Here is a 20,740-nt window from a genome sequence, read left to right as displayed (position 1 = left end):
ACCCCTCACGCGTCGAGAGCGTCGTAGAACGCCGTCTCGAGTTCCATGTACTTCGTGAACGACGTCGGGTCGCCGAAGGGGAGGATCTGCGTCGCCCAATAGCCGCCGTAACCGTTCTCGCGGTCGATCCAGTAGAAGAGATTCGCCAGTCCGGCCCAGCCCTGCGCTCCGGCAGGCCGCCCGGTCGGCGCCTTCTCGTTGTTGATCATGAACGGCAGCGACCACGACTTGGACTGCCCCGGGAAGAACTCCGCGTCGTTGGACAAGGCGGGGATGACGCCGGGCAGCATGGTGACCGGGAGATCGCCGAGGTGATTGCGCACGGCCATCTCCACCGTCTCCGGCTTCAGTACCCGACCGTTGCTGCCCGCACCGTCGTTGAGCCACATGCGGATGAACTTCATGTACTCCCCGACCGTGCCGTAGAGGCCGTGTCCGCCGAAGTCCACCTCCGGTGGCGACGGCAGTTGCAGTCCCATCGGGGTGAGCGAACCGTCGGCGCCGCGGGCGTGGATCTCGGTGAGGCGCGGCCGGAACTCGTCGGCCAGGATGAAGCTGAGATCGGTGATGCCGAGCGGGGCGAAGATGTGGTCGGCGAAGACCTCGCCGAGGCGTTTGCCACGGATCTGCTCGACCACCTGTCCGGCCCAGTCGATGTTGGTGCCGTACTGCCAGCGTTCGCCCGGATCGAAGAGCAGCGGCGTCGTCAGCGCCGCCTTGGTCGCGGTGGTGACGCTCGGCTGCCCGTGTTCCTGGGCGAGCCGATTGTAGTTCTCGTCGAAGAAGTCGTAGCCGAAACCACCTGTGTGCGTGAGCAGTTGACGCGTCGTGGCCTGCGTCTTCGGCGGCCGGAGTTTCGGCTGACCGTCGCCGTCGAACCCCTCGAGTACCTGCAGGGTGCCGATCTCCGGGGCGTAGTCGGCGGCCGGCGCGTCGAGGTCGAGGGCACCTTCCTCGACGAGTTGCAACACCGCGGTCGCGGTGATCGCCTTGGTGGTGGAGAAGATCGCGAACACGTCGTCGGTGGTCATCTCGGCGGGTTCGGCGATGTTGCGCACACCCGCGGCGCCCTCGTAGACGTTGCCGTCGCGGTCGGTCACCATCGCGACGACGCCGGGTACGCGCGCGTCTCCCTGTGTGGCGGCGGTGAGGATGGCGTCGGCGTTGTCGCGAAAGGCGGCGACGTCGAGGGAATGGACTGAGCTGGTCATGGTGGGGATTCCTTTCGGGTCGGACGGGTGGTCAGAGGTGAGTCCGCGCTCAGTTGAGCGCGAAGCCCTTGTATCCGGCCGCCGCGGCCTCGAGCGTCGCCTCTCGGTAGGCGCCGACGCCGCCTACATAGGACAGCACTCGACGCGGCTTGCCGGGCACGTTTGAGCCGACGTACCAGGAGTTGGTCTTGGAGATGAGGTTCGCGTCGGCGAGTTCGTCATGATGGGCCACCCAGGCGGCCTCCCCCTCGGCGGTGGGTTCGATGACGGACTTGCCGTGCGTCCGCATGTGCCGGATGGCCTCGCTGATCCACTCCGTCTGCTGTTGCAGGCAGGTGGTCATGTTGCACAGCGCGGCCGACGGGGCCAGCGGCACCGCGGTGGTCAGCATGTTGGGATAGCCGTGCACCATCAGCCCCATCGTGGTGCGGATGTCACGACCCCAGTCCTCCTTGAGGACGTGCCCGTCACGACCCCGGATGTCGATGCGGGTCAGCGCGCCGGTCCCGGCGTCGAATCCGGTGGCCATGATGATCACGTCCAGCTCGTAGCGCGTCCCGTCGGTCAGCTCGATGCCCTCCGGCACGATCTTCGCGATCGGATTGTCCTTGACCGCAACCGCTTTCACATTGTCGCGGTGGTACACCTCGAGGTAGTCGGTCTCCAGCGGGACCCGGTGCGTGCCGAAGCCGTAGTCGCTCGGGATGAGCAGATCGCACAGGTCCGGGTCCTGCAGACGCGCACGCATCTTCTCCCGGACGAACTCCGACACCTCCTCACTGACCTGCTCGTCGGAGAAGATCTCGGCGAACGACGCGAGCCACAGTTTCAGGGACCCGTTGTCGTAGATGTCCTCGAGTTTCGCGCGCCGCTCGTCGGGGGTGAGGTCCTCCCACGCGTCGGTGAAGTCGTACTCGAAACCGGTGAAGGTGTGCGGCAGCGTCGCGCGCAGTTCGTCGAACCGGGACTTGTAGGCGGCCACCTCGTCGGGACCGTAGCTCGGGTTCTTCATGGGCAGTGCGTACTGCGGGGTGCGGATGAAGACGGTCAGCTCGTCCACCTCGTCGGCGATCGTCTGGATCACCTGGATGCCGGTCGCTCCGTTGCCGATGACACCGACCCGCTTGCCGGTCAGCTCGATCCCCTCCTTCGGCCAGCGCGAGGTGTGCACGAGTTGGCCGGCGAAGTCCGCCTGCCCGGGGAACAGGTCGGTCATCGGCGCCGACAGCATCCCGCAGCAGGTGATGAGGAACTGCGTGTCGATCGTCTCGCCGTCGCCGGTGGTCACCAGCCAGCGCTGCCGGTCGGGATCCCAGACGGCACTCTCGATGACGGTGGAAAGCTGGATGTCGCGGCGCAGGTCGAGCGCGTCGGCGACGTAGTTGAGCCACTGTTCGATCTCGGCCTGCCCGGGGAAGCGCTGGCTCCAGCTCCAGCCTTTGTAGAGCTCCTCGTCGAAGAGGTACTGGTAGATGTAGGCCTCGGAGTCGAAGCGGGCGCCCGGGTAGCGATTCCAGTACCAGGTACCGCCGACGCCGGTGGCCGCATCGTAGGCGCGGACGTCGAGCCCCTGCTCCCGCAGCATGTGGAGCTCGTACAGACCGGCTACGCCGGCTCCGATGACGACGGCGTCGAGTGTGGTGTCTGCCATGTTCTGGTCCTCTCATCTGTGTCGGAGATCACGTGGCAGACATTGTTGGTGCCGTCTCACGAGGTCGCGGTGTCCCAAAATGGGACAGTCCCAACGCCGGTTCTGTGCTGGTCACCCGGCCCGTGGAGCGGGATAATCGCTGTGTCCCGGATCACATCGGCATGAGCGCAGGAGGTCATCGAGAGGTGAGCCAGCAGCGTGACCAGCAGCTTCGCATCGCGGCGGCCCGGGCCGACTTTCTCGAGTTCGGTCCGCAGGGCGCGGCGGGAGTCGATGACGTGGTCGCGGCGTCGTGGTCGCGCAGCCGTTCGGCAGGAGTCGACGCCGACCGCTACGAGGTCGCGTTCCACTCCGACGTCGACTTCGACTCCCGGCTGGCCCGCTGCGCACGCCCGGTCATCGACCGCCTCGCCGACGACATGTCCGACATCCCCGTCACCATCGCCTTCACCGACGCCGCCGCCCGGATCGTCGACCGCCGGGACTGTTCGACGGCGGTCGGTCGCGTCCTCGACCGCGTCGACTTCGCGCTCGGCTTCTCCTTCGACGAGGGCTCGATCGGCACCAACGGCGTCGGCACGGTCTTCGAGGTCGGTGCCCCGGTCAGCGTCGTCGGCTCCGAACACTTCAATCAGGCGCTGACCCCGTTCGCCTGTGCCGGCACGCCCATCTGGGATCCGTTGACGCGTCGGATGGCCGGGGTGCTGGACGTCAGCATGCTCTCCGACAGCTGGAATCCGCTCATCGAACCGCTCATCCGGGCCGCGGCCTCCGACATCGGACGCAATCTGCTCCTGGATCGCAGTCCCGCCAAACGCGCGCTGTTCGAGACCTTCCTACGGGCTGACACGCGGCCGCGCCAGGCGGTGATGGCCGTCGGCGACACCGTGATGGCCAACGAGTTCGCGCGGGATCTGCTGACGCCGGATGAGCAGGCGAGTATCGCGCAGTTCGCCGAGTTCCTGATGTCGCGCCACGACCGGTCCACCCAGTCCCTCACGCTGCCGGGCGGCCGTCGAATCCGGTTGCGTACCAACTCGATCAGCTGCAATGGCGACACCGTCGGCATGGTCATCCTGCTCGACGAGGAACAGGCGCCGGACCCGGTGGTGGCCGACGACGGACCCCGGACGCTGCCCGCCCTGCCGTCGCCGGACATCGGCGTGAGCCCGGCCTGGCGATCGGCACGCACCGAGGTACTGACGGCCTTGACCGCACACGAGGCCGTGCTGGTCCTGGGTGAGTCGGGTACCGGTCGCTGCACGCTGGTCGGCGACGTCTTCGGGTCGCTGCACGAGGATGCACCCGTGATCGTCGTCGACGCCACGGCCGACGACCCTGAGCCGTTGCCCGATCTCGGCCCGGGTCCGGCATTGGTGGTGCTGCGCAATCTCGACCGGATGCCCGCCGAGTCGCTCGATGCCATCGACGGCGTGATCCGCGCGGCGATCCGGGCCGGCCACGACGTCGCGGCCACCATGGAGCCGGTTCCGGACTCGCCGCGGGACCCGATTCCCCACTCCCGCTTACTCTTTCGCTTTGACCGATCCGTCGCGGTGCCACCGCTTCGGTTGCGCACGGCAGATCTGCCCGCGGTGGTCGATCGCGTGGTCAAGACGATCTCGCCGCAGCGGTCGCACCGCCTCAGTCCCAAGGCGATGCGGATGATCACCGGGTTCCACTGGCCGGGCAACATCGTGCAGCTGCGCGAGGCACTCGAGTTCGCGTTGCGACGACGACCGGTGGGCGAGATCCAGCCCGAGGATCTGCCGGGCTTCTGCCGCAGCACCGCGCATCGGGCGTTGACGCCGCTGGAGAGTGCCGAACGCGACGCGATCATCGCTGCCCTGGAGAGTCACGGGGGCAACCGGTTACACGCTGCCGCCGCGTTGGGGATGTCGCGCAGCACGCTGTATCGCAAGCTCCGGGTCTATGGAATCCTCAGCGTGTGAGCGACTTCCGGGGTTAGTACCGCTCAGCTCAGCGCGTCGAGCAGCTTCGCCTTGGTCATTGTCGAGTAGCCCTTGACGCCCTTGGCCTTCGCCTGCTGACGCAACTCGGCCACCGTCGGTGTGGCCGCGGCCTTCTTGGCGGGTGTCTTCTTGGCCGGCGTCTTCTTGGCAGTTGTTGTCTTGTCGGCCGGTGTCTTGTCGGCCGGTGTCTTGGTGGCCGTCTTCTTGGCGGCTGCGGCTTTTTTGGCCGGCGGCTCGACCGGCGCGGTCACCGACGGGGCGGCCGGCGGTGCGGTCCTGCTCTGGTCGGCTCGAGCCTGCTCTCCGTAGACCGATTTCGGTGCCTTGGTCGCGGAGTCGGCGACGGTCGATTTCACCGCGGGCGGGGTGACCGCCTTGGCCGGAGAGTTCTCGGTCCGATTCTTCTCGGCATCGGAACGTTCGGACTTGTTCTGCCCGATCAGCTTGAGCACCTCACCACGCAGTGCCGCCGCGTCACGTTCGGCCTTCTTGAGCTGTTTGCGGGCGTGCTTCTCCACGCGGGCCAATTCGCCTTTGAGATTGTCGATCTCGGCTTCGAGCCGCGCGATCAGTTTACGCTTCTTACCCATGGCGGTTCCCATCGTCGTCGGTGTCACCGGTTGTCGGATTCCCTCAACCGTATCGAATTCCGACGTGATCACGGTGGATTCGTCGACGTGCGACGGTTGACGCACGGCGTAGGGTGAAACGTACGGCTGAAGCCACGGGCCACATCTCGATCCTTGAGTCTGTTCGCCACGAGGAGGTCATCCGATGCCACAACGCGATCCGGGCCCGTCCGTCAAGGACGACGAACTGTACGAGAAGTTGCGTGACGAGGGCAATTCCAAGGAGAAGTCCGCTCGCATCGCCAACGCCGCATCCAACACGTCACGATCCGACGTCGGCAGCAAAGGTGGCCGTTCCGGCTCCTACGAGGACTGGACGGTCGACGAACTCCGTTCTCGTGCAAAGGACCTCGGCCTAAGCGGCTACTCCGACCTGAAGAAGGAGCAACTCATCGACAAGCTGCGGGAACACTGACCCGCCTCACGGCATGAGCCCCGCCCGGCGAGCGGTGATCACCGCTTCGAGCCGAGTCGTGGCACCGAGTTTGCGCATCGCCGACTTCAGATAACCCTTGGTGGTGTGCACGGTGATCCCCAGCTGATCGGCGATGCGCGCGTTGGAATGTCCGAGCGCGGCCAGCGCCAGCACATCATGCTCGCGTCCGGTCAGCGCCGGCAGATCCACCGATGATGTTGCTTCCGAAGTGAATTCGGCGGTCAGCCGGTCCAGTTCAGCGGCGAGTCCGGCGTCGTCGCTGTGCGCCACGAACAATCTCAGACGGGCATAGGCCTGCGCCAGGCGATCACCGTCGACGCCCGCGGATTCCGAGCGGGCCTCCAGACGCACCCGGGCCGCGACGATCTCCTGCTCGACGGCCCGCGCCTCCATCGCCAGCACATCGAGGGTGCGCCCGCCGATGGGATCGGTGGTCCGCAGAGCGCCATAAAGCACGGCGACCGGCTTGCGATCGACGATGACCGGCGCGGCAGCCATTGCACGCAGACCCTCACGTTCGATGACCGTGTTGTAGCGATGGGTGATGCGCGGGGTCTTCAGGTAGTCGTCGACCACCATCGGCCGATGTACCGCGACGACCTTGCCGCCAAGACCGTGCCCCGCGTCCACCGACACCCCGTTGAGCGCGCCGACGGTCCGTCCGACGAAGTGTTCGAGACGTAGGCTGCGCGGGCCCCACACCACGCCACCGAAGGCGAGCGGTACCCCGCTGTCTCTGCGGATCCGGCGCAATGCGGCAGTGACCGGCCCACGGACGGTGTCGCTCATCGTCACCTCCGCAGCTTCGTCATCATCTGGTCGTTCGACCCCTCTTCGGGGGGTGGTCAGCGCGCGCCGATCGGTTCACACTGTGACCCAGCTTACCCAGGTCGTTTTGGAGGTCGAAGTGACAACAACAGGTGGGACCCAAGCCGCCACCACCCCCGCCGAAACCGTCGCGGGCCTGCTCGAGACATACGGTGCGCCGGACGCCAACGCCGCGCACCTGCTCGTGGACGGTCACGATCCCGCGGGCATCGCCTTCACCAGCATCGATGTCGACGGCGACGGCAATCCGGTGACCAGCACCATCACGTACGGCGAACTCGCCGACCAGTCGAAGCGGTTCGCGACCGCACTCGCCGCGCGAGGCATCAACCGGGGTGACACCGTCGGCGTGCTGATGGGCAAACGCACCGAACTCGTCGTCGCGCTGCTGGCCATCGCGCGTCTCGGTGCCGTCTACATCCCGCTGTTCACCGCTTTTGCCCCACCCGCCATCGAGATGCGGCTACGTGCCGCGGGCGCCACGCTGGTGGTCACCGAACCCAGCCAGGCCGCCAAGCTCGACGGCTTCGACGACGTCGCCACCATCGTCGCCGGCGACGAGTTCGACACGCTCGTGCGCGACAGTGCGCCGATCGCCGAGTCGGTCGCCGTCGGCGGTGACGGCACCCTGATCCTGCTGTTCACCAGCGGTACCACCGGCGCACCCAAGGGTGTCCCGGTTCCGGTGAAAGCGCTCGCGTCGTTTGTCGCCTACATGCGATTCGGGCTCGACGTCGCGGCCGACGACGTCTTCTGGAACGCTGCCGATCCGGGCTGGGCGTACGGCCTCTACTACGGCATCGTCGGCCCGCTCGCCATCGGCCGGGCGAACCTGCTGCTGCATGCCGGCTTCTCCCCCGAACTCACCGCCCGGATCCTCGATGAACTCGAGGTCACCAACTTCGCCGCCGCGCCCACCGTCTACCGCTCGCTGAGCAAGGACCCGCGCATCGCGGGCTTCCGTCTGCGGCGGGCGTCGTCGGCCGGCGAACCGTTGACGCCCGACGTGATCGACTGGGCTACAACCGCTCTGGGCACCGAAGTCCGCGACCACTACGGGCAGACCGAACACGGCATGTTCATCAACAACCACTGGAACGACGCCATCCGCGAACCATTGATACCCGGTTCGATGGGCAAGCCGATGCCCGGCTTCGCCGCCGGGATCGTGGACGGACAGATCGCAATCGACGTGCCCGCCAGCCCGCTCTACTGGTTCACCGGCTACCTCGATGCGCCCGAGAAGACCGCGTCGCGCTACACCGAGGACGGCCGCTGGTATCTCACCGGCGACACCGGCCGCGTCGACGACGAGGGTCGCTACTTCTTCACCGCCCGCGATGACGACGTGATCATCATGGCCGGCTACCGGATCGGCCCGTTCGACGTGGAGAGCGTGCTCATCACCCATCCGGCAGTCCTCGACGTCGCCGTCGTCGGCCGTCCCGACGAACTGCGCGGCGAGGTGATCGAGGCGTTCGTGGTCCTCGCCGACGGCGTCGCCGGCACCGACGAACTCGAAACCGAACTGCAGCAACTGGTGAAGACCCAGTTCGCCGCGCACGCCTACCCACGCGCGGTCCACTTTGTCGACGCACTGCCCAAGACGCCGAGCGGCAAGATCCAGCGGTTCATCCTGCGCAAGGGCGAGGGATAGGCCGACTCAGCCGGCGGACAACGCCCGCACCGACGCCGGCGGTTCGGTGCCGGTGTAGGTGATCGGGTCATCGAAGACGGTCCGCATCGGCACCACGCCCGTCCAGCCCGCCGCGTCGGCACCGGGACCACCGGAGCGCGCCTTGGCGATCCATTGGCCGTCGACGATGGGTAGCCGCAGCGCGACGGTGGCCGCGAGTTCCTTGCGCGTCGCCTCCCGGACCTCGGCGACGCGGCCGGGAATCAGCTTGTCCGACAACATCTCCAGTACGTGGAGCGCGTCGTCGACAATCTCGGTCGTGCCGCGGATGACTGCCGAGCGATAGTTCGCCGAATGATCGAAGAGCGTGTCGGCGATGACCAGGGCGTCCATCACGAACACGGTGAACGCCACGGGCGCACCGGCTCCCACGTGCCTCAGCATGCCCGCCCCGCTCGAGCCGTGCAGCAGGATCGCGTCGCCGTCGCGGGCGAAGAGCAGCGGCACCGACCACGGCTGCCCGTCGACGACGGTGCTCAGGACGCCCACCCGCGCCTCGTCGAGGACGTCATCGAGCAGTGCGCGGTCACCGGCCCGGTCCGGCTTGCGGGTCAGGGCCTCGAGGATCGACGGGTCATCACATGCGCTCACGCCCACCATCGTCGTTGTCGGCTCCGCGGCGCCGCAACACGATTACCGGCGTCCGGGGTCATTGAGGACCAAAATTGTCCTCGATCCTTCGTAACGTGGTGATCACCAACGACGAAAGGAACCCCAGATGTCCACCTACACCGAGGTCACGCTGCCATTCGATGTCACCGGCGAGAAGGCTGACCTGCTGACACTGCTCGCCGATCAGAGCGCCCTGTTCCGAGTCGCCCTGCGCAATATCACCGAGGAGCAGGCCCGCACGCGCACGACGGTGAGCGAACTGACTCTCGGCGGACTGCTCAAGCACCTGGCCTGGGGTGAGCGATGGGGCGCGCAGATCCTGCGCGAACGTGACGAGAACGCCTCCCTCGATCCCGCCTCCCTCGCGCATGCCTACGAGTTGCTGCCCGAGGAGACACTGGACGGATGGCTCAGCGAATACGACTTCGGTGCAGACGAATTCGATAGGCTGATCGCGTCAGCCGATGATCTCGACGAGCTGATCCCGCAGCCGACCGCGCCGTGGGCGCCCGAGCGGGAGTGGAACTCGGTGCGCACCATGGCTCTGAACAAGCTTCGCGAGACCGCGCATCACTGCGGCCACGCCGACATCATCCGGGAAGCTCTCGACGGGCAGTCCACCATGGCCGCGATCTCCGAAGGACAGAGCTGGGCCGAGGATTTCGACTCCTGGACGCCGACCTCCTGACGCAGTGGGGCGCCCGGCCATCACCTACCCTGGCGGGCGACGTCCCACACAGGGACGACGACCTCGGAGGTGATTGCCGGTGCGCTCACCGGTCCCGGATTACCTGCAGGAGGTTCTCGACGACCTCGCCCACAATCGCGACGGCGTCGTCGCCGATTACATCCCCGAACTGGCCGCCGCCGACCCGGATGTCTTCGGTATCGCGCTGACCACGGTGGACGGTCGCACCCACGTCGCCGGCGACGCCGACCTCGCCTTCTCGATCCAGTCGATCTCCAAACCGTTCGCCTACGCGGCCGCCATCATCGACCGCGGGCTCGAGGCGGTGGAGGCCAAGGTTGGCGTCGAACCGTCCGGCGAGGCGTTCAACGAGCTGTCGCTCGAGGGCGAGACCCGACGGCCCAAGAATCCGATGATCAACGCGGGTGCGATCACCGCTCATCACCTGCTCGTCGGCGCAGCTGCCCGGCCCGAGGAGCGGGTGGAACGGGCCCGCAGCTTCTTCTCCGAACTCGCCGGCCGCGACCTCGGCATCGACGAGTCGGTGTTCTCATCCGAACTCGACACCGCCGACCGGAACCTGTCGATCGCCCACATGCTGCGCAATTACGGCATCATCGATGCCCCCGCGCATGACGTGGTCGAGGGGTACACCCGGCAGTGTTCGATCGAGGTGACCGTTCGCGACTTGTCGCTGATGGGTGCCACGCTGGCCAACGGCGGCGTCCACCCATGCTCGGGCCGACGCGTCCTGAGCCGGGCCGTTGCCCGGCAGACGATGTCGGTGATGGCCGGGTGCGGCATGTACGACGCCGCCGGTCGGTGGCTCACCACGGTCGGCATCCCGGCGAAAAGTGGTGTCGCCGGTGGGCTGCTGGGCGCGCTGCCCGGCCAGTGCGGCATCGCCGTGCTCTCCCCGCGACTCGACGACCACGGCAACTCGGTGCGGGGCGTCGAGGCGTTCCGCCGCATGTCGGCGGACATGGGGATGCATCTCGTCGACGCCGAACCCTACGACGCCACCGTGGTCCGCGACGTCTACGTCGTCGACGACGCGACCGTGTTCGTGATCCAGGGCACCATCCAGTTCGGTGGCGCCGAATCCATCCTGCACGCCTTCGAATCCGACGACACCGCGACGCCGGCCGCGGTCGTGGACGCCACCCGGATCGATCATCTCAGCGATGTGGGTCGCCGGATGCTGCTCGAAGGGCTGCGGCGACTGCGCCTCGACGGCCGACGCGTGGTTCTCGTCGACCCGGATACTGTTCTGCCGGAACCCGATCTGGATCATGACGGGATGCGTCCCGATGCCGTGGTCGACGATCTCACGATGATCGGCGGGTAGGCGGCCCAGTCCGGCGCTACTGAGTCGGCACCACCGAGCCGGCCCTACTCGATTCGCAGGACGCGGCTGTGCCATCCGGTGGCACCGTCGGGGATCGGGGCCACCCGTTGCTCCGGTTGCGTCGCCCCGGTGCGATCGGTCGCGCGGCAGTACAGGGTGTGCTGTCCGGGCGTCGCATCCCAGTCCCACCTCCACTGGCGCCACGTGTCGCTGGAGTACTCGGTCGCCAAAGTCGCCTGCTGCCACGGCCCGTCGTCGACGCGGACCTCGACGGACCGGATGCCCCGGTGTTGTGCCCAGCAGGTACCCGCCACCACGACGGTGCCGGCCGGAGACGTAGAGAACGGGGCCGGGCGGTCGATGCGCGATGCGGTCTTGATCGGTGCGCGCTCACCCCAGCCGCGCTGGGTCCAGTAGGCCTGGGCCTCACTGAATCTGGTGATCTCCCAGTCGATCACCCACTTACAGGCGGAGACGAACCCGTACAGACCGGGTACCACCTGCCGGACCGGGTATCCGTGTTCGATCGGCAGTGGCTCGCCGTTCATCCCGATGGCCAGCAGCGCGTCGCGGCCGTCGGTGATCGCCGAGATCGGTGTTCCCGACGTCCAGCCGTCGACGCTGGTGGACAGCAACATGTCGGCGTCGGCGGCGATGCCGGCGCGGGACAGGATGTCGCGCATCGGGAATCCGAGCCAACGGGCATTGCCGGCGAGATCGCCGCCGACCTCATTGGACACGCATGTCAGCGTGATGATCCGTTCCACGGCGGGCATCGCCATGAGGTCGTCCCAGGTGAGGGTGAACTCGTTGTCGACCATGCCGTGGACGCGCAGTCGCCAGTCGCTGACTTCGAGTTGCGGCACCGCAAGTGCGGTGTCGATCCGGTAGAACGCGCTGTTGGTGGTGGTGAAGGGTGTGACGCCGGCGACCCGGAGGTCGGTGCCCGCCGGTATCGGCCGACTCGGCGACACCGGGGCGGGCAGCCTGAGCCCGGCGCGTTCAGCCAGCGCCCCACCGGTCTCCGCGAGGCTGCGGGCCAGGGTCGTAACCCCGGCACCGGCAGCGGCCAGCACCGCGACGGCACCGACGAACTGTCGTCTCGACCAGATCGGCGCCGCGTCGGCTCCGGTGTCCGACGCGGCAGCGGTGCTCGTCCGGCACAGGACCACCAGGACGATCACCGCCACGATCCCGGCGATCACCGCCGGGATCGCGTACACCCGAGTCGCCGTCGGACGAGTCATCGCCGCGAACACCCCCACGCCCGTGAATCCCACGACGACGAGCGCACCGAGCGGTGGGCGGCGCACCTGCAGGAGCCCGGCCACGATCGCGATGAGCAGGATGACGATGGCCATCCCGGCGAGCAGCGCGGTCTTGTCCGCGGTACCGAACCTCTGGATCGCGAATTCCCGTGCGGCCGCGGGCGAATGGTCGACGAGCATGGCTCCGACGGCACGGTACGGGGAGGCGAACGCCGAGACGCGCACCGCGCTGAGCTCACCGGCAGCCAGGCCCGCCGCCACCGCCAGCGGCCCGGAAATCGCTGCACGGACATATCTTTCGCGGATCGCCATCCTGTGGTCCTCTCCTCGTGACGACCCCCGCACAAGGCTGTCTCGTCACAGTGTGATTCGCGTGCCGGACCCGCGCGGATGACTGCGATCACGGATCGGACCCATCCGGCACGGTCCGCGCCGCGAATGCCCTGTGAGGACGGCCACACGGTCGACCTATCGCACACAGATTGGACCGATCATGGCCACCACCCGAATCCCCCGACTCGCCGTTGCGCTTTCCGGTCTCGCGCTCGCCGTCGGCGCCGTCGCCGGCTGTTCCAGTGACTCTGCCAGCGACAACAGTTCGAGTTCCACGTCGACGATGACCGGGATGAGCAGTTCCGCGATGGCCGCCGCCCCCGTGGGCTCGGGCTGCGCCGCCTATGCCGCGGCCAATCCGACCGGGCCGGGATCGGTGGAGGGAATGGCAATGGCGCCGGTCGCCACCGCAGCAGCGGCCAACCCGGAACTGTCCACCCTCACCGAGGCACTGTCCGGCAAGCTGAACCCGCAGGTCAACCTCGTCGACACACTCAACAACGGGCAGTACACGGTGTTCGCGCCGACCAACGAGGCCTTTGCCGCGCTACCGGCCGGAACCCTCGACAAGCTGAAGACCGACTCCGCTCTGCTCACCAAAATCCTGACCTACCATGTGGTTTCGGGCCAGGCGGCGCCGGATGCGGTGGTCGGTACGCACAAGACCCTCGAGGGGCAGAACGTCACGGTCAGCGGTACCCCGGAAGCGCTGAAGGTCAACACCGCCGGTGTGGTGTGCGGTGGCGTCAAAACCGCGAACGCGCAGGTCTACATGATCGACGCGGTGCTGATGCCGCCTGCCTGATCCGACCTCAGGGTCGGGGGAGCTTGCGGTGCAAGGGATTTGACGATGTGGGGGTGCGACGCGACGAGGCCGGCAGGCCGGTCACCACACTGGGCCGGTCGGCGGTCGCACGCGTCGCATCCTGCAGTCGCATGGCCGCGCTGTCCCCGACGCCGAGCGCCGGCGCCCCGACGATCCGGCGCGCGGATGCCGCACATGACGGACACCGGGCGGCATCCGGGATCGCCGACATCGGATGGCGTTCGGTGAAGTCGACACACCCCTCGGCGCAGCGGAAGACGTAGGTGGGCACGGCGTCAGCGTACCGTCGTCCCCCGTTGACCGTGCGTCGAAATGCGCTCACCGTCGCGGGGTCGGATTTCCGGTTGCGCTGCCGGATCGTCCCCGGACCCATAACGTGGTTCGCATGCCTGAGTTGTTGTTCCCCCTGGATTCGTCGAAGAGTTTCACCGATCAGGCCATCATCGGCCACAACCGCTGGCACCCGGACATCCCGCCCGCGGTGACCGTCAAACCCGGCGACACCTTCCGCGCGCATTGCCGCGAGTGGTTCGACGGCGCCATCCACAACGACGACTCCGCCGAGGACATCCTCAACTCGCCGCTCAAGGGCGTCCACGTCCTGTCCGGACCGTTCGCCATCGAGGGCGCCGAGCCGGGCGACCTGCTCATCGTCGACATCCTCGACGTCGGGCCCATCCCGCAGGAGGATTCGGGACCGCTCGCCGGTCAGGGCTGGGGATACACCGGGATCTTCGCCAAGGCCAACGGCGGCGGATTCCTCACCGACCAGTTCCCCGACGCCTACAAGGCCATCTGGGATTTTCGCGGCCAGACTGCGACGTCGCGCCATGTGCCGCATGTGCGCTACACCGGCATCGTGCACCCCGGCCTGATGGGGACAGCCCCGTCGGCGGAGCTGCTCGCGAAGTGGAACGCCCGCGAGGGCGCCCTGATCGCCACCGATCCCGGCCGCGTGCCGCCGCTGGCACTGCCACCGGAACCCGAAGACGCGATCCTCGGTTCGCTCAGCGGCGACGCCTTCACCCGCGCCGCCGCCGAGGGTGCACGCACCGCCCCGCCCCGGGAGAACGGCGGCAACCAGGACATCAAGAACCTCACCAAGGGCACCCGCGTCTTCTATCCGGTGTTCGTGCCGGGTGCCAACCTGTCCTTCGGCGATCTGCACTTCTCGCAGGGCGACGGTGAGATCACCTTCTGCGGCGCCATCGAGATGGGCGGGTTCATGGACCTGCACGTCGACCTCATCAAGGGCGGCATGGAAACCTACGGCGTCAGCGAGAACGCGATCTTCATGCCCGGCAACACCGATCCGCAGTACTCGGAGTGGATCGCGTTCAGCGGAACGTCGGTGACGCTCGACGGTGAGCAGCGCTACCTCGACTCCGATCTGAGCTACCAGCGAGCCTGTCTGCACGCGATCGACTACCTGACGAAGTTCGGCTACAGCCCCGAACAGGCCTACCTTCTGCTGGGTTCGGCCCCCATCGAGGGACGGCTGTCCGGCGTCGTCGATATCCCCAATTCCTGTGCAACGGTGTACATCCCGACCGCGATCTTCGACTTTCCGGTGGCTCCGTCAGCCGACGGTCCGGTCCAGATCGACCCCGGCATGGGTGCGCCCACCGCTTCCTTCGGCTGAACTGCCGACACCACCGATCCCGACCGCCATCACCTCGATCGGCACGCCGGTCATGTTCGCCATGCCGGCCAGCCGCTCGAGGTCGGCGGGGTCCGACGAGATCAACGCGTTGACATTGGCGCCACCGGACCCGAGTTCAGTGCGGGCCGCATCGTTGGCCTGCGTCCATCCGCCGGAACCGTTGTGTCCCCAGCCGTGGGGGATGGCGACCACACCCGGGGTGATGTCCTCGGTCAGCATGGCGGGCAACGAGATCCGTCCATGCCTTGAGGCGACGGTCACCAATCCACCGTCGTCGATCCCACGCGCGGCGGCATCCTCGGGGTGCATCCGCGCCGCGTGGGTTCGCCCACCTCGCAACAGCAGCGGCGCATTGTGCTGCCAGCTGTTCTCCGAGCGGATCTCCCGCATCCCGATGAGCCGCAACGGATAATCGTCCGATTCGACGGGCCACACCCGATCCAGCTCGGCGAGCAGCTCCGGTGCGTCGAGCCGGATCCGGCGGTCCCGATAGGTGATCGTCTTGGCCAACTGACCGGGTGCCAGATCGTCGGCGACGACGACGCCGTGCGGATGGTCCGCCACCAGCGGACGGTACGTGAGGCCACCTCGTCGAAGACCGAACCTGTTGCCGCCCAGACCCATCCGGATGACGAGATCGGAGATGCGACGCGGCGTCGCCGGTACCCCCAGACGGCGCGAGACCACATTGCCGATGTGCATCAGCCCGACCAACGGGTGATGGCGCGCCAGGCCCGCGATCAGTTCGTTGATGACGGTCCAGTCCTCCCGCGCCTGCCCCTGCGGGCCGATGACCGCATCGGTGGCCTGCTTGAACGGTGTGGTGAACAGTGCCTGGAACGGCAGCAGGAAGTCGGCACGCTCGTACATCGTGGTGGCGGGCAGGATGTAGTCGGCGTGCGCGTTGGTCTCGTTGCGGTAGATGTCCAGCGACACCATCAGGTCGAGTTCGTCGAGCGCGGAACGCAATTCGTCGCCGATTGGGTACCGACAGCACGGGATTGCCCGCGCTGACGAACAGCGCCCGCAGCTGCCCCTTGCCACCGGTGGTGATCTCCTTGGCCATCACCGACGCCGGGGCGGTGCCGAGCACCTGCGGCAGGTTGCCGACGCGGCTGCGCCGCCGTCCGTAGGCGAACCCCGACACACGTTGCAGCGCAGCCACTCCCAGCCGTTGCCCCGGAATGCCGAGATCGCCGAACATCGATCCGCCGACGACGTCGAGATTGCCCGCCACCAGGTTGACCATATCCAGCAGCGCGGTGGTGAGGGTGCCGGTCCGCCCGAGGGAGGTACCGATGCGGCCGTACACCGCGGCCCGCTCGGTTTTCGCGAGCGCGTGCGCGATCTCACGGACCCGCTCGGCCGGGATGCCGGTGTGGCGGGCGGTCGCTTCCGGCGGATACTGCTCGACGACGCTGCGCCAGCGATCCAGGCCGCGGGTGCGCCTCGACAGGCGCTCCACGTCGGCGAGCCCGTCGTCGAACATCACGTGCAGCAGCGAGAGCAAGAACAGGGCGTCGGTGGGAGTGATCGGGAGCCAATCGAATTCGCGCGCGGTCTCGGTCCGTCGCGGGTCCACCACCGTCACCGTGCCGCCACGTTTGGTGATGGCGCGCAGACCGTCGCGGATGCGCGGCGAACTCATCACACTGCCGTGCGAGACGATCGGGTTGGCGCCGATCATCAGCAGATACTCGACGCGGTTGATGTCCGGGATGGGGGCCGCCACCGGGTTGCCGTAGAGGAAGTGGCTGGCCACGAAGCGGTTGTTCACATCCTGTGACCCGGCGGAGTACACGTGCTGGGTGCCGAGCAGCGACATGAACACGCCGGTCCACAGGGTGTGACCGGTGGAGAAGGTCGCCGGGTTGCCGAAGTACCACCCGATAGACGACGTGCCATGACGCCGCGCCACCCCCTGCAGCCGTTCGGTGATATCGGCCAGCGCGGTGTCCCAGGTGACCTCGTCGAACCCGCCGTCGGCTCGCCGGCGCAGTGGATACCGTACTCGGTCGGGATCGTTGACGATCTCGGTGAACGCGATCCCCTTGGGACAGGCGAATCCCTTGGAGAGCGGATGCTCCTTGTCCGCGCGCAGCGCGATCAGCCGGTTGTCCTCGACCGTGGCGATCATTCCGCACAGCGGCTCGCAGATCCGGCAGTAGGTGGGCTTGTCCTCCCGCATGACGCTCTCCCGACTCGGTGATGTCCTGGTCACGGGGCCGCGCGGCCAGGGTGTTTGTGATTCCGTTCACATCTGACCACAAGTGTTGCATGATGGCAGGGCGTGGTCGAGTGCAGTTCTGAGGAGGTCCCGCGTGGACGACGTCATCATCATCGGGGCCGGGTTGTCGGGTATCGACTGTGCCTATCGTCTGCGTGAGCAGAATCCCGATCTGCGCTACACGATCCTGGAACGTCGGGCCGGGATGGGCGGCACCTGGGATCTCTTCCGGTATCCGGGGGTTCGCTCCGACAGTGACATCTACACGCTCAGCTATCCGTTCGAGCCGTGGCGCAAACCGCAGGCGCTCGCCCAGGGCGACGACATCCGGCATTACATCGAGCACACCGCACGCAAGTTCGGCATCGAGCCCCACATCCGGTTCGTTCGTCGCGTGGTGGCCGCCGACTGGGACTCGGCCGCCGACACCTGGACGCTGACCGTCGAGGTCGACGACGAGTCCGGCGGCCCGCCCAGCCGCGAGACCTATACCTGCCGCTTCGTCGTCTTTGCCACCGGCTACTACGACTACGACCATCCCTACACCCCGGTCTTCGCCGGCGCCGACGACTTCACGGGTGAGATCGTGCACCCGCAGCACTGGCCGGCCGATCTCGATTACGCCGGCAAGAACGTCGTGGTGATCGGTAGCGGCGCCACCGCGGTCAGCCTCATCCCGCCGCTGGCCCGTTCGGCCGACCACGTGACGATGCTGCAGCGCACCCCGTCGTACATCTTCTCCTCCAAACAGAAGCAGTACCTGGCCCCGGCGGTCCGAAAAGTGCTGCCCGCCAAGGCCGCTCATCGGGTGGTCCGGGCCCGCTACGCACTGCAGACCGCCGCGATCGTGCACCTGACCCATCGTTTCCCCTCGCTCGGCCGCAAGATGATCCGGTCCAACGTCGCGCAGCACCTGCCCGAGGACTATCCGATCGATGTGCATTTCAACCCGCCGTACAACCCGTGGGATCAGCGGATGTGCATGGTCCCCGACGCCGACCTGTTCGAGGCGATCAACTCCGGATCGGTGGAGATGGTCACCGATCGGATCGACCGCTTCGACGCCGACGGGATCGCGCTGGCGTCCGGGCGTCACCTCGATGCCGACGTCATCGTCACCGCGACCGGACTGCAGCTGCTCGGTTTCGGCGGCACCACCATCCGCGTCGACGGCGCCGAGGTCAAACCGCACGACCGGTTCGTCTTCAAGAGCCACCTGCTCGAGGACGTCCCCAATCTGGCGTGGTCGGTGGGCTACACCAACGCCTCGTGGACCCTGCGCGCCGACATGACAGCACGCTCAGTGGCCGGCCTCGTCAAGCACATGCGGGCCAACGGCTACACCCACGCCTACCCACATCTGGGCGATGAGTCGATGCCCGCGCGCCCGGTGTGGGACCTCAAGGCCGGCTATGTGGAACGCTCCCCGGACGCGCTGCCCAAGTCGGGCACCCGCGGGCACTGGCAGGTGCGGCACAACTACTACCGCGACGCGATCGATCACCGGCTCGGCGATGTCACCGAAGAGATGGTGTTCGGGCGCGTGTGACCATGGCGGTCGCCGGCCGGACCTGACGCGCCGTCCGGTCTGTTCAACAGGGTTAGATCGGTTCGCCGAGCTGCGATGTTACCGACCTGTCGTCCGTTCGGTTGAGTTTCACTCCGGCGGCCGTCGGGAGGCTGCCGACCGCTTGCCCAGGGTCGATCCGGGCCCCGATACTGGTGGGCGATCCGGACACCTAGGAGCTTCTCGATGTCGTATTACCCGCCCGGTCCACCGACCGCGCCGTCGGGAGCATTCACCACCACCGGCGGTACGCCACGGAACCGACGAGCGCTGACCTTCGTCCTCGCGGCCATCGTCGTCGTGCTGGCGCTGGTCCTCGCCGCCGGGGTGGTCCTGGTGGTCAAGGCCCGCAACGGCGACATCAAGATCCCCGGTCTCACCCTGACCGCCGCCGACGACCGCGGCATTGATCCGTTCACCGATTCGGTGGCGCTCGCCGAACCGTCGGCGCTGGAGAACGTCCGCCTGTCCGCGCAGGTCGGCTACCCGCAGCAGGGCACGGTCCTGGTCAACGGCTCCGATCCCGGCCTGTACGCCACCACCGGCAGCGCGTCCTGCGACGCCAACCGGCTCTCCCGGCAACTCACCTCCGACCCGGGCGCGGCCAGCGCGTGGGCGAGTGTCTTCGGGATCAGCAGTGCCTCGATCCCGTACTACCTCAACACCCTCACACCGGTGGTCCTGACGCGCGACACCTGGGTGACCGACCACAGTTACACCAACGGCAAGGCGCAGCCGTATCAGGCTGTGCTGCAGGCAGGTACGTGCGTGATGGTCGACGCCGCCGGGGTCCCGCGGGTGCGCTGCGCCGGTGGCAGCCCGCTGACCCCGCCCGCGGCCGCACCGGTTGGCGGATACCGCCTCGAGGGCCGGCAGTGGCCCGGCTACCAGACCAACAAGGTGACCCGGGTCAGCTACCAGGACAAGCACGTCACGACGGTCAACAACACCACCACCGTCGTACCGGGGCCCAGTACCCCCGTCGCGGGTGATCCCCGAAACCCGATTCTGCAGTTGCTCAACGCGATCACCGGAGCGATCGCGCCGGCTCCCCTCGGCGGCGACGTCAACCTCTCCGGGCTGCCGCCACTGGGTGAACCGCTGCCGAATCCGGTGACCACCAACATCCCGTTCGTCCCGCGCGATCAACAGCAGGCCGACGCCAACGGCCTCGCCCGCGCGGGCAGCCCACAGGTCGCGGCCGAGGTCACCGAGCGGGCCGCGGACAACAACGGGGTACCGGAGGGCGCGCCCGCGTCGGAGACGAGTTCCGCGGTGCAATCGGCTCCACAGGTCTCCGGTTCGACCGAGGCGGTGCCGTCGACCGAGGCGTCCACCGTCGTGCCGCCGTCGACCGAGGCCGCACCCACCGCGACGTCGTTCGGCGGATCGGGTGATCGCATCGGCAGCTTCAGCTTCCAGCAGGGCGCCACGTCGGTGAACTGCTCGGCTCCGGCCACCGACACCGGATCGCTGCTCTCCCTCAGGTGTTCCGACGGTGCGCGCACCGTGCCCGCCTCGATCCTGTCGCGTTCGGCCGTGTCGGCCGCGACCGACGCGCAGGGGGTGTGGCGGCTGAGTCTGGGCTCCGGCGTCGTCGCCGTCACCTCCGCAACGTGGCTGGAGGTCGCCACCAGCACGACCACGACCACGGAGACTCCGACGACGACCGAGACCACCACGGAAGAAACGACCACCACCACAACCACCGAGACGACGACCGAAGAGACCACGACGACCACCACCGAGGAAGTTCCCACCACCGCCCCGGTGTCCTGATCCAG

16 protein-coding genes and 1 pseudogene are annotated in these 20,740 nt (G+C 67.6%); 9 read left to right on the top strand and 8 right to left on the bottom strand.

The genetic code is table 11. From position 1 onward, the window contains the following. Positions 1–5 precede the first annotated feature (5 nt). Positions 6–1,211, bottom strand: coding sequence for a serine hydrolase domain-containing protein (locus tag GBRO_RS00440; RefSeq protein ID WP_012832033.1), 1,206 nt, complete (start codon positions 1,209–1,211; stop codon positions 6–8). A gap of 49 nt (positions 1,212–1,260) precedes the next feature. Then, the gene (locus GBRO_RS00435) at positions 1,261–2,862 is read right to left on the bottom strand and encodes a flavin-containing monooxygenase (protein ID WP_012832032.1); all 1,602 of its coding nucleotides are present in this window, start codon (positions 2,860–2,862) and stop codon (positions 1,261–1,263) included. A gap of 185 nt (positions 2,863–3,047) precedes the next feature. Here GBRO_RS00435 and GBRO_RS00430 point away from each other — a divergent pair, with 185 nt between their 5' ends. After that, a complete protein-coding gene (locus GBRO_RS00430; protein WP_012832031.1) occupies positions 3,048–4,814 on the top strand; it encodes a sigma-54-dependent Fis family transcriptional regulator in 1,767 nt (588 codons plus the stop codon). Between the two features lie 23 nt (positions 4,815–4,837). Here GBRO_RS00430 and GBRO_RS00425 read toward each other — a convergent pair whose 3' ends face one another. Next, the gene (locus GBRO_RS00425; protein ID WP_041920094.1) at positions 4,838–5,437 is read right to left on the bottom strand and encodes a hypothetical protein; all 600 of its coding nucleotides are present in this window, start codon (positions 5,435–5,437) and stop codon (positions 4,838–4,840) included. 172 nt (positions 5,438–5,609) lie between these two features. Here GBRO_RS00425 and GBRO_RS00420 point away from each other — a divergent pair, with 172 nt between their 5' ends. Further along, the gene (locus GBRO_RS00420; protein ID WP_012832029.1) at positions 5,610–5,879 is read left to right on the top strand and encodes a DUF7218 family protein; all 270 of its coding nucleotides are present in this window, start codon (positions 5,610–5,612) and stop codon (positions 5,877–5,879) included. A 6-nt stretch (positions 5,880–5,885) separates the two neighbouring features. Here GBRO_RS00420 and GBRO_RS00415 read toward each other — a convergent pair whose 3' ends face one another. Next, entirely contained in the window at positions 5,886–6,689 is an 804-nt protein-coding gene (locus tag GBRO_RS00415; RefSeq protein ID WP_012832028.1) for a helix-turn-helix transcriptional regulator, read from the bottom strand. A gap of 118 nt (positions 6,690–6,807) precedes the next feature. On the opposite strand from GBRO_RS00415, the gene GBRO_RS00410 reads away from it, so the two are divergent. Beyond that, positions 6,808–8,385 (top strand): AMP-binding protein, encoded by a 1,578-nt coding sequence (locus GBRO_RS00410; RefSeq protein ID WP_012832027.1) that lies wholly within the window; start codon positions 6,808–6,810, stop codon positions 8,383–8,385. Positions 8,386–8,391: 6 nt separating this feature from the next. On the opposite strand, the gene GBRO_RS00405 is transcribed toward GBRO_RS00410, so the two are convergent. Next, positions 8,392–9,024: a pyridoxamine 5'-phosphate oxidase family protein gene (locus tag GBRO_RS00405; RefSeq protein WP_012832026.1), complete on the bottom strand. Its 633-nt coding sequence runs from the start codon at positions 9,022–9,024 to the stop codon at positions 8,392–8,394. Positions 9,025–9,142: 118 nt separating this feature from the next. Between GBRO_RS00405 and GBRO_RS00400 the strand changes: the two genes are divergently transcribed. Together GBRO_RS00400 and GBRO_RS00395 are read left to right on the top strand one after the other, a co-directional pair. After that, positions 9,143–9,724 (top strand): mycothiol transferase, encoded by a 582-nt coding sequence (locus tag GBRO_RS00400; RefSeq protein WP_012832025.1) that lies wholly within the window; start codon positions 9,143–9,145, stop codon positions 9,722–9,724. A gap of 79 nt (positions 9,725–9,803) precedes the next feature. Beyond that, positions 9,804–11,072 carry a glutaminase gene (locus GBRO_RS00395; RefSeq protein WP_012832024.1) on the top strand — a complete coding sequence of 423 codons (1,269 nt, stop codon included), beginning with the start codon at positions 9,804–9,806 and terminating at the stop codon, positions 11,070–11,072. A 44-nt stretch (positions 11,073–11,116) separates the two neighbouring features. Here the strand turns inward: GBRO_RS00395 and GBRO_RS00390 are convergent, their stop codons facing one another. Then, positions 11,117–12,652, bottom strand: coding sequence for a molybdopterin-dependent oxidoreductase (locus GBRO_RS00390; RefSeq protein ID WP_012832023.1), 1,536 nt, complete (start codon positions 12,650–12,652; stop codon positions 11,117–11,119). Between the two features lie 181 nt (positions 12,653–12,833). On the opposite strand from GBRO_RS00390, the gene GBRO_RS00385 reads away from it, so the two are divergent. Then, positions 12,834–13,478 carry a fasciclin domain-containing protein gene (locus GBRO_RS00385; RefSeq protein ID WP_012832022.1) on the top strand — a complete coding sequence of 215 codons (645 nt, stop codon included), beginning with the start codon at positions 12,834–12,836 and terminating at the stop codon, positions 13,476–13,478. Between the two features lie 7 nt (positions 13,479–13,485). Here the strand turns inward: GBRO_RS00385 and GBRO_RS26165 are convergent, their stop codons facing one another. Beyond that, the gene (locus tag GBRO_RS26165) at positions 13,486–13,770 is read right to left on the bottom strand and encodes an FmdB family zinc ribbon protein (protein WP_012832021.1); all 285 of its coding nucleotides are present in this window, start codon (positions 13,768–13,770) and stop codon (positions 13,486–13,488) included. Between the two features lie 114 nt (positions 13,771–13,884). Here GBRO_RS26165 and fmdA point away from each other — a divergent pair, with 114 nt between their 5' ends. Continuing rightward, the gene (gene fmdA / locus GBRO_RS00375) at positions 13,885–15,141 is read left to right on the top strand and encodes a formamidase (RefSeq protein ID WP_012832020.1); all 1,257 of its coding nucleotides are present in this window, start codon (positions 13,885–13,887) and stop codon (positions 15,139–15,141) included. Here the strand turns inward: fmdA and GBRO_RS00370 are convergent. Further along, positions 15,079–17,350, bottom strand: a pseudogene (locus tag GBRO_RS00370) (molybdopterin-containing oxidoreductase family protein). The gene fmdA and the pseudogene GBRO_RS00370 sit on opposite strands and share 63 nt — an antisense overlap. A gap of 82 nt (positions 17,351–17,432) precedes the next feature. Here GBRO_RS00370 and GBRO_RS00365 point away from each other — a divergent pair. Both GBRO_RS00365 and GBRO_RS00360 read left to right on the top strand, forming a co-directional pair. Next, on the top strand, positions 17,433–18,938 hold the full coding sequence (locus tag GBRO_RS00365; protein ID WP_052298191.1) for a flavin-containing monooxygenase: 1,506 nt from the start codon (positions 17,433–17,435) through the stop codon (positions 18,936–18,938). A gap of 204 nt (positions 18,939–19,142) precedes the next feature. Beyond that, positions 19,143–20,735, top strand: coding sequence for a DUF6777 domain-containing protein (locus GBRO_RS00360; protein WP_012832018.1), 1,593 nt, complete (start codon positions 19,143–19,145; stop codon positions 20,733–20,735). Positions 20,736–20,740 lie beyond the last annotated feature (5 nt).

It is taken from the genome of Gordonia bronchialis DSM 43247 (assembly GCF_000024785.1).
GTDB classification, from domain to species: Bacteria; Actinomycetota; Actinomycetes; order Mycobacteriales; family Mycobacteriaceae; genus Gordonia; species Gordonia bronchialis.
The sequence above is the reverse complement of the archived record's forward strand: the minus strand, read 5'-3'. Positions and strand labels throughout refer to the sequence as shown.

Coding starts and splice junctions, on each gene's coding strand:
- GBRO_RS00390 (WP_012832023.1), bottom strand. CDS start 12,652: ATGGCGATCCGCGAAAGATATGTCCGTGCAGCGATTTCCGGGCCGCTG.
- GBRO_RS00360 (WP_012832018.1), top strand. CDS start 19,143: ATGTCGTATTACCCGCCCGGTCCACCGACCGCGCCGTCGGGAGCATTC.
- GBRO_RS00425 (WP_041920094.1), bottom strand. CDS start 5,437: ATGGGAACCGCCATGGGTAAGAAGCGTAAACTGATCGCGCGGCTCGAA.
- GBRO_RS00420 (WP_012832029.1), top strand. CDS start 5,610: ATGCCACAACGCGATCCGGGCCCGTCCGTCAAGGACGACGAACTGTAC.
- GBRO_RS00435 (WP_012832032.1), bottom strand. CDS start 2,862: ATGGCAGACACCACACTCGACGCCGTCGTCATCGGAGCCGGCGTAGCC.
- GBRO_RS00440 (WP_012832033.1), bottom strand. CDS start 1,211: ATGACCAGCTCAGTCCATTCCCTCGACGTCGCCGCCTTTCGCGACAAC.
- GBRO_RS00405 (WP_012832026.1), bottom strand. CDS start 9,024: ATGGTGGGCGTGAGCGCATGTGATGACCCGTCGATCCTCGAGGCCCTG.
- GBRO_RS00385 (WP_012832022.1), top strand. CDS start 12,834: ATGGCCACCACCCGAATCCCCCGACTCGCCGTTGCGCTTTCCGGTCTC.
- GBRO_RS00415 (WP_012832028.1), bottom strand. CDS start 6,689: ATGAGCGACACCGTCCGTGGGCCGGTCACTGCCGCATTGCGCCGGATC.
- GBRO_RS00400 (WP_012832025.1), top strand. CDS start 9,143: ATGTCCACCTACACCGAGGTCACGCTGCCATTCGATGTCACCGGCGAG.
- fmdA (WP_012832020.1), top strand. CDS start 13,885: ATGCCTGAGTTGTTGTTCCCCCTGGATTCGTCGAAGAGTTTCACCGAT.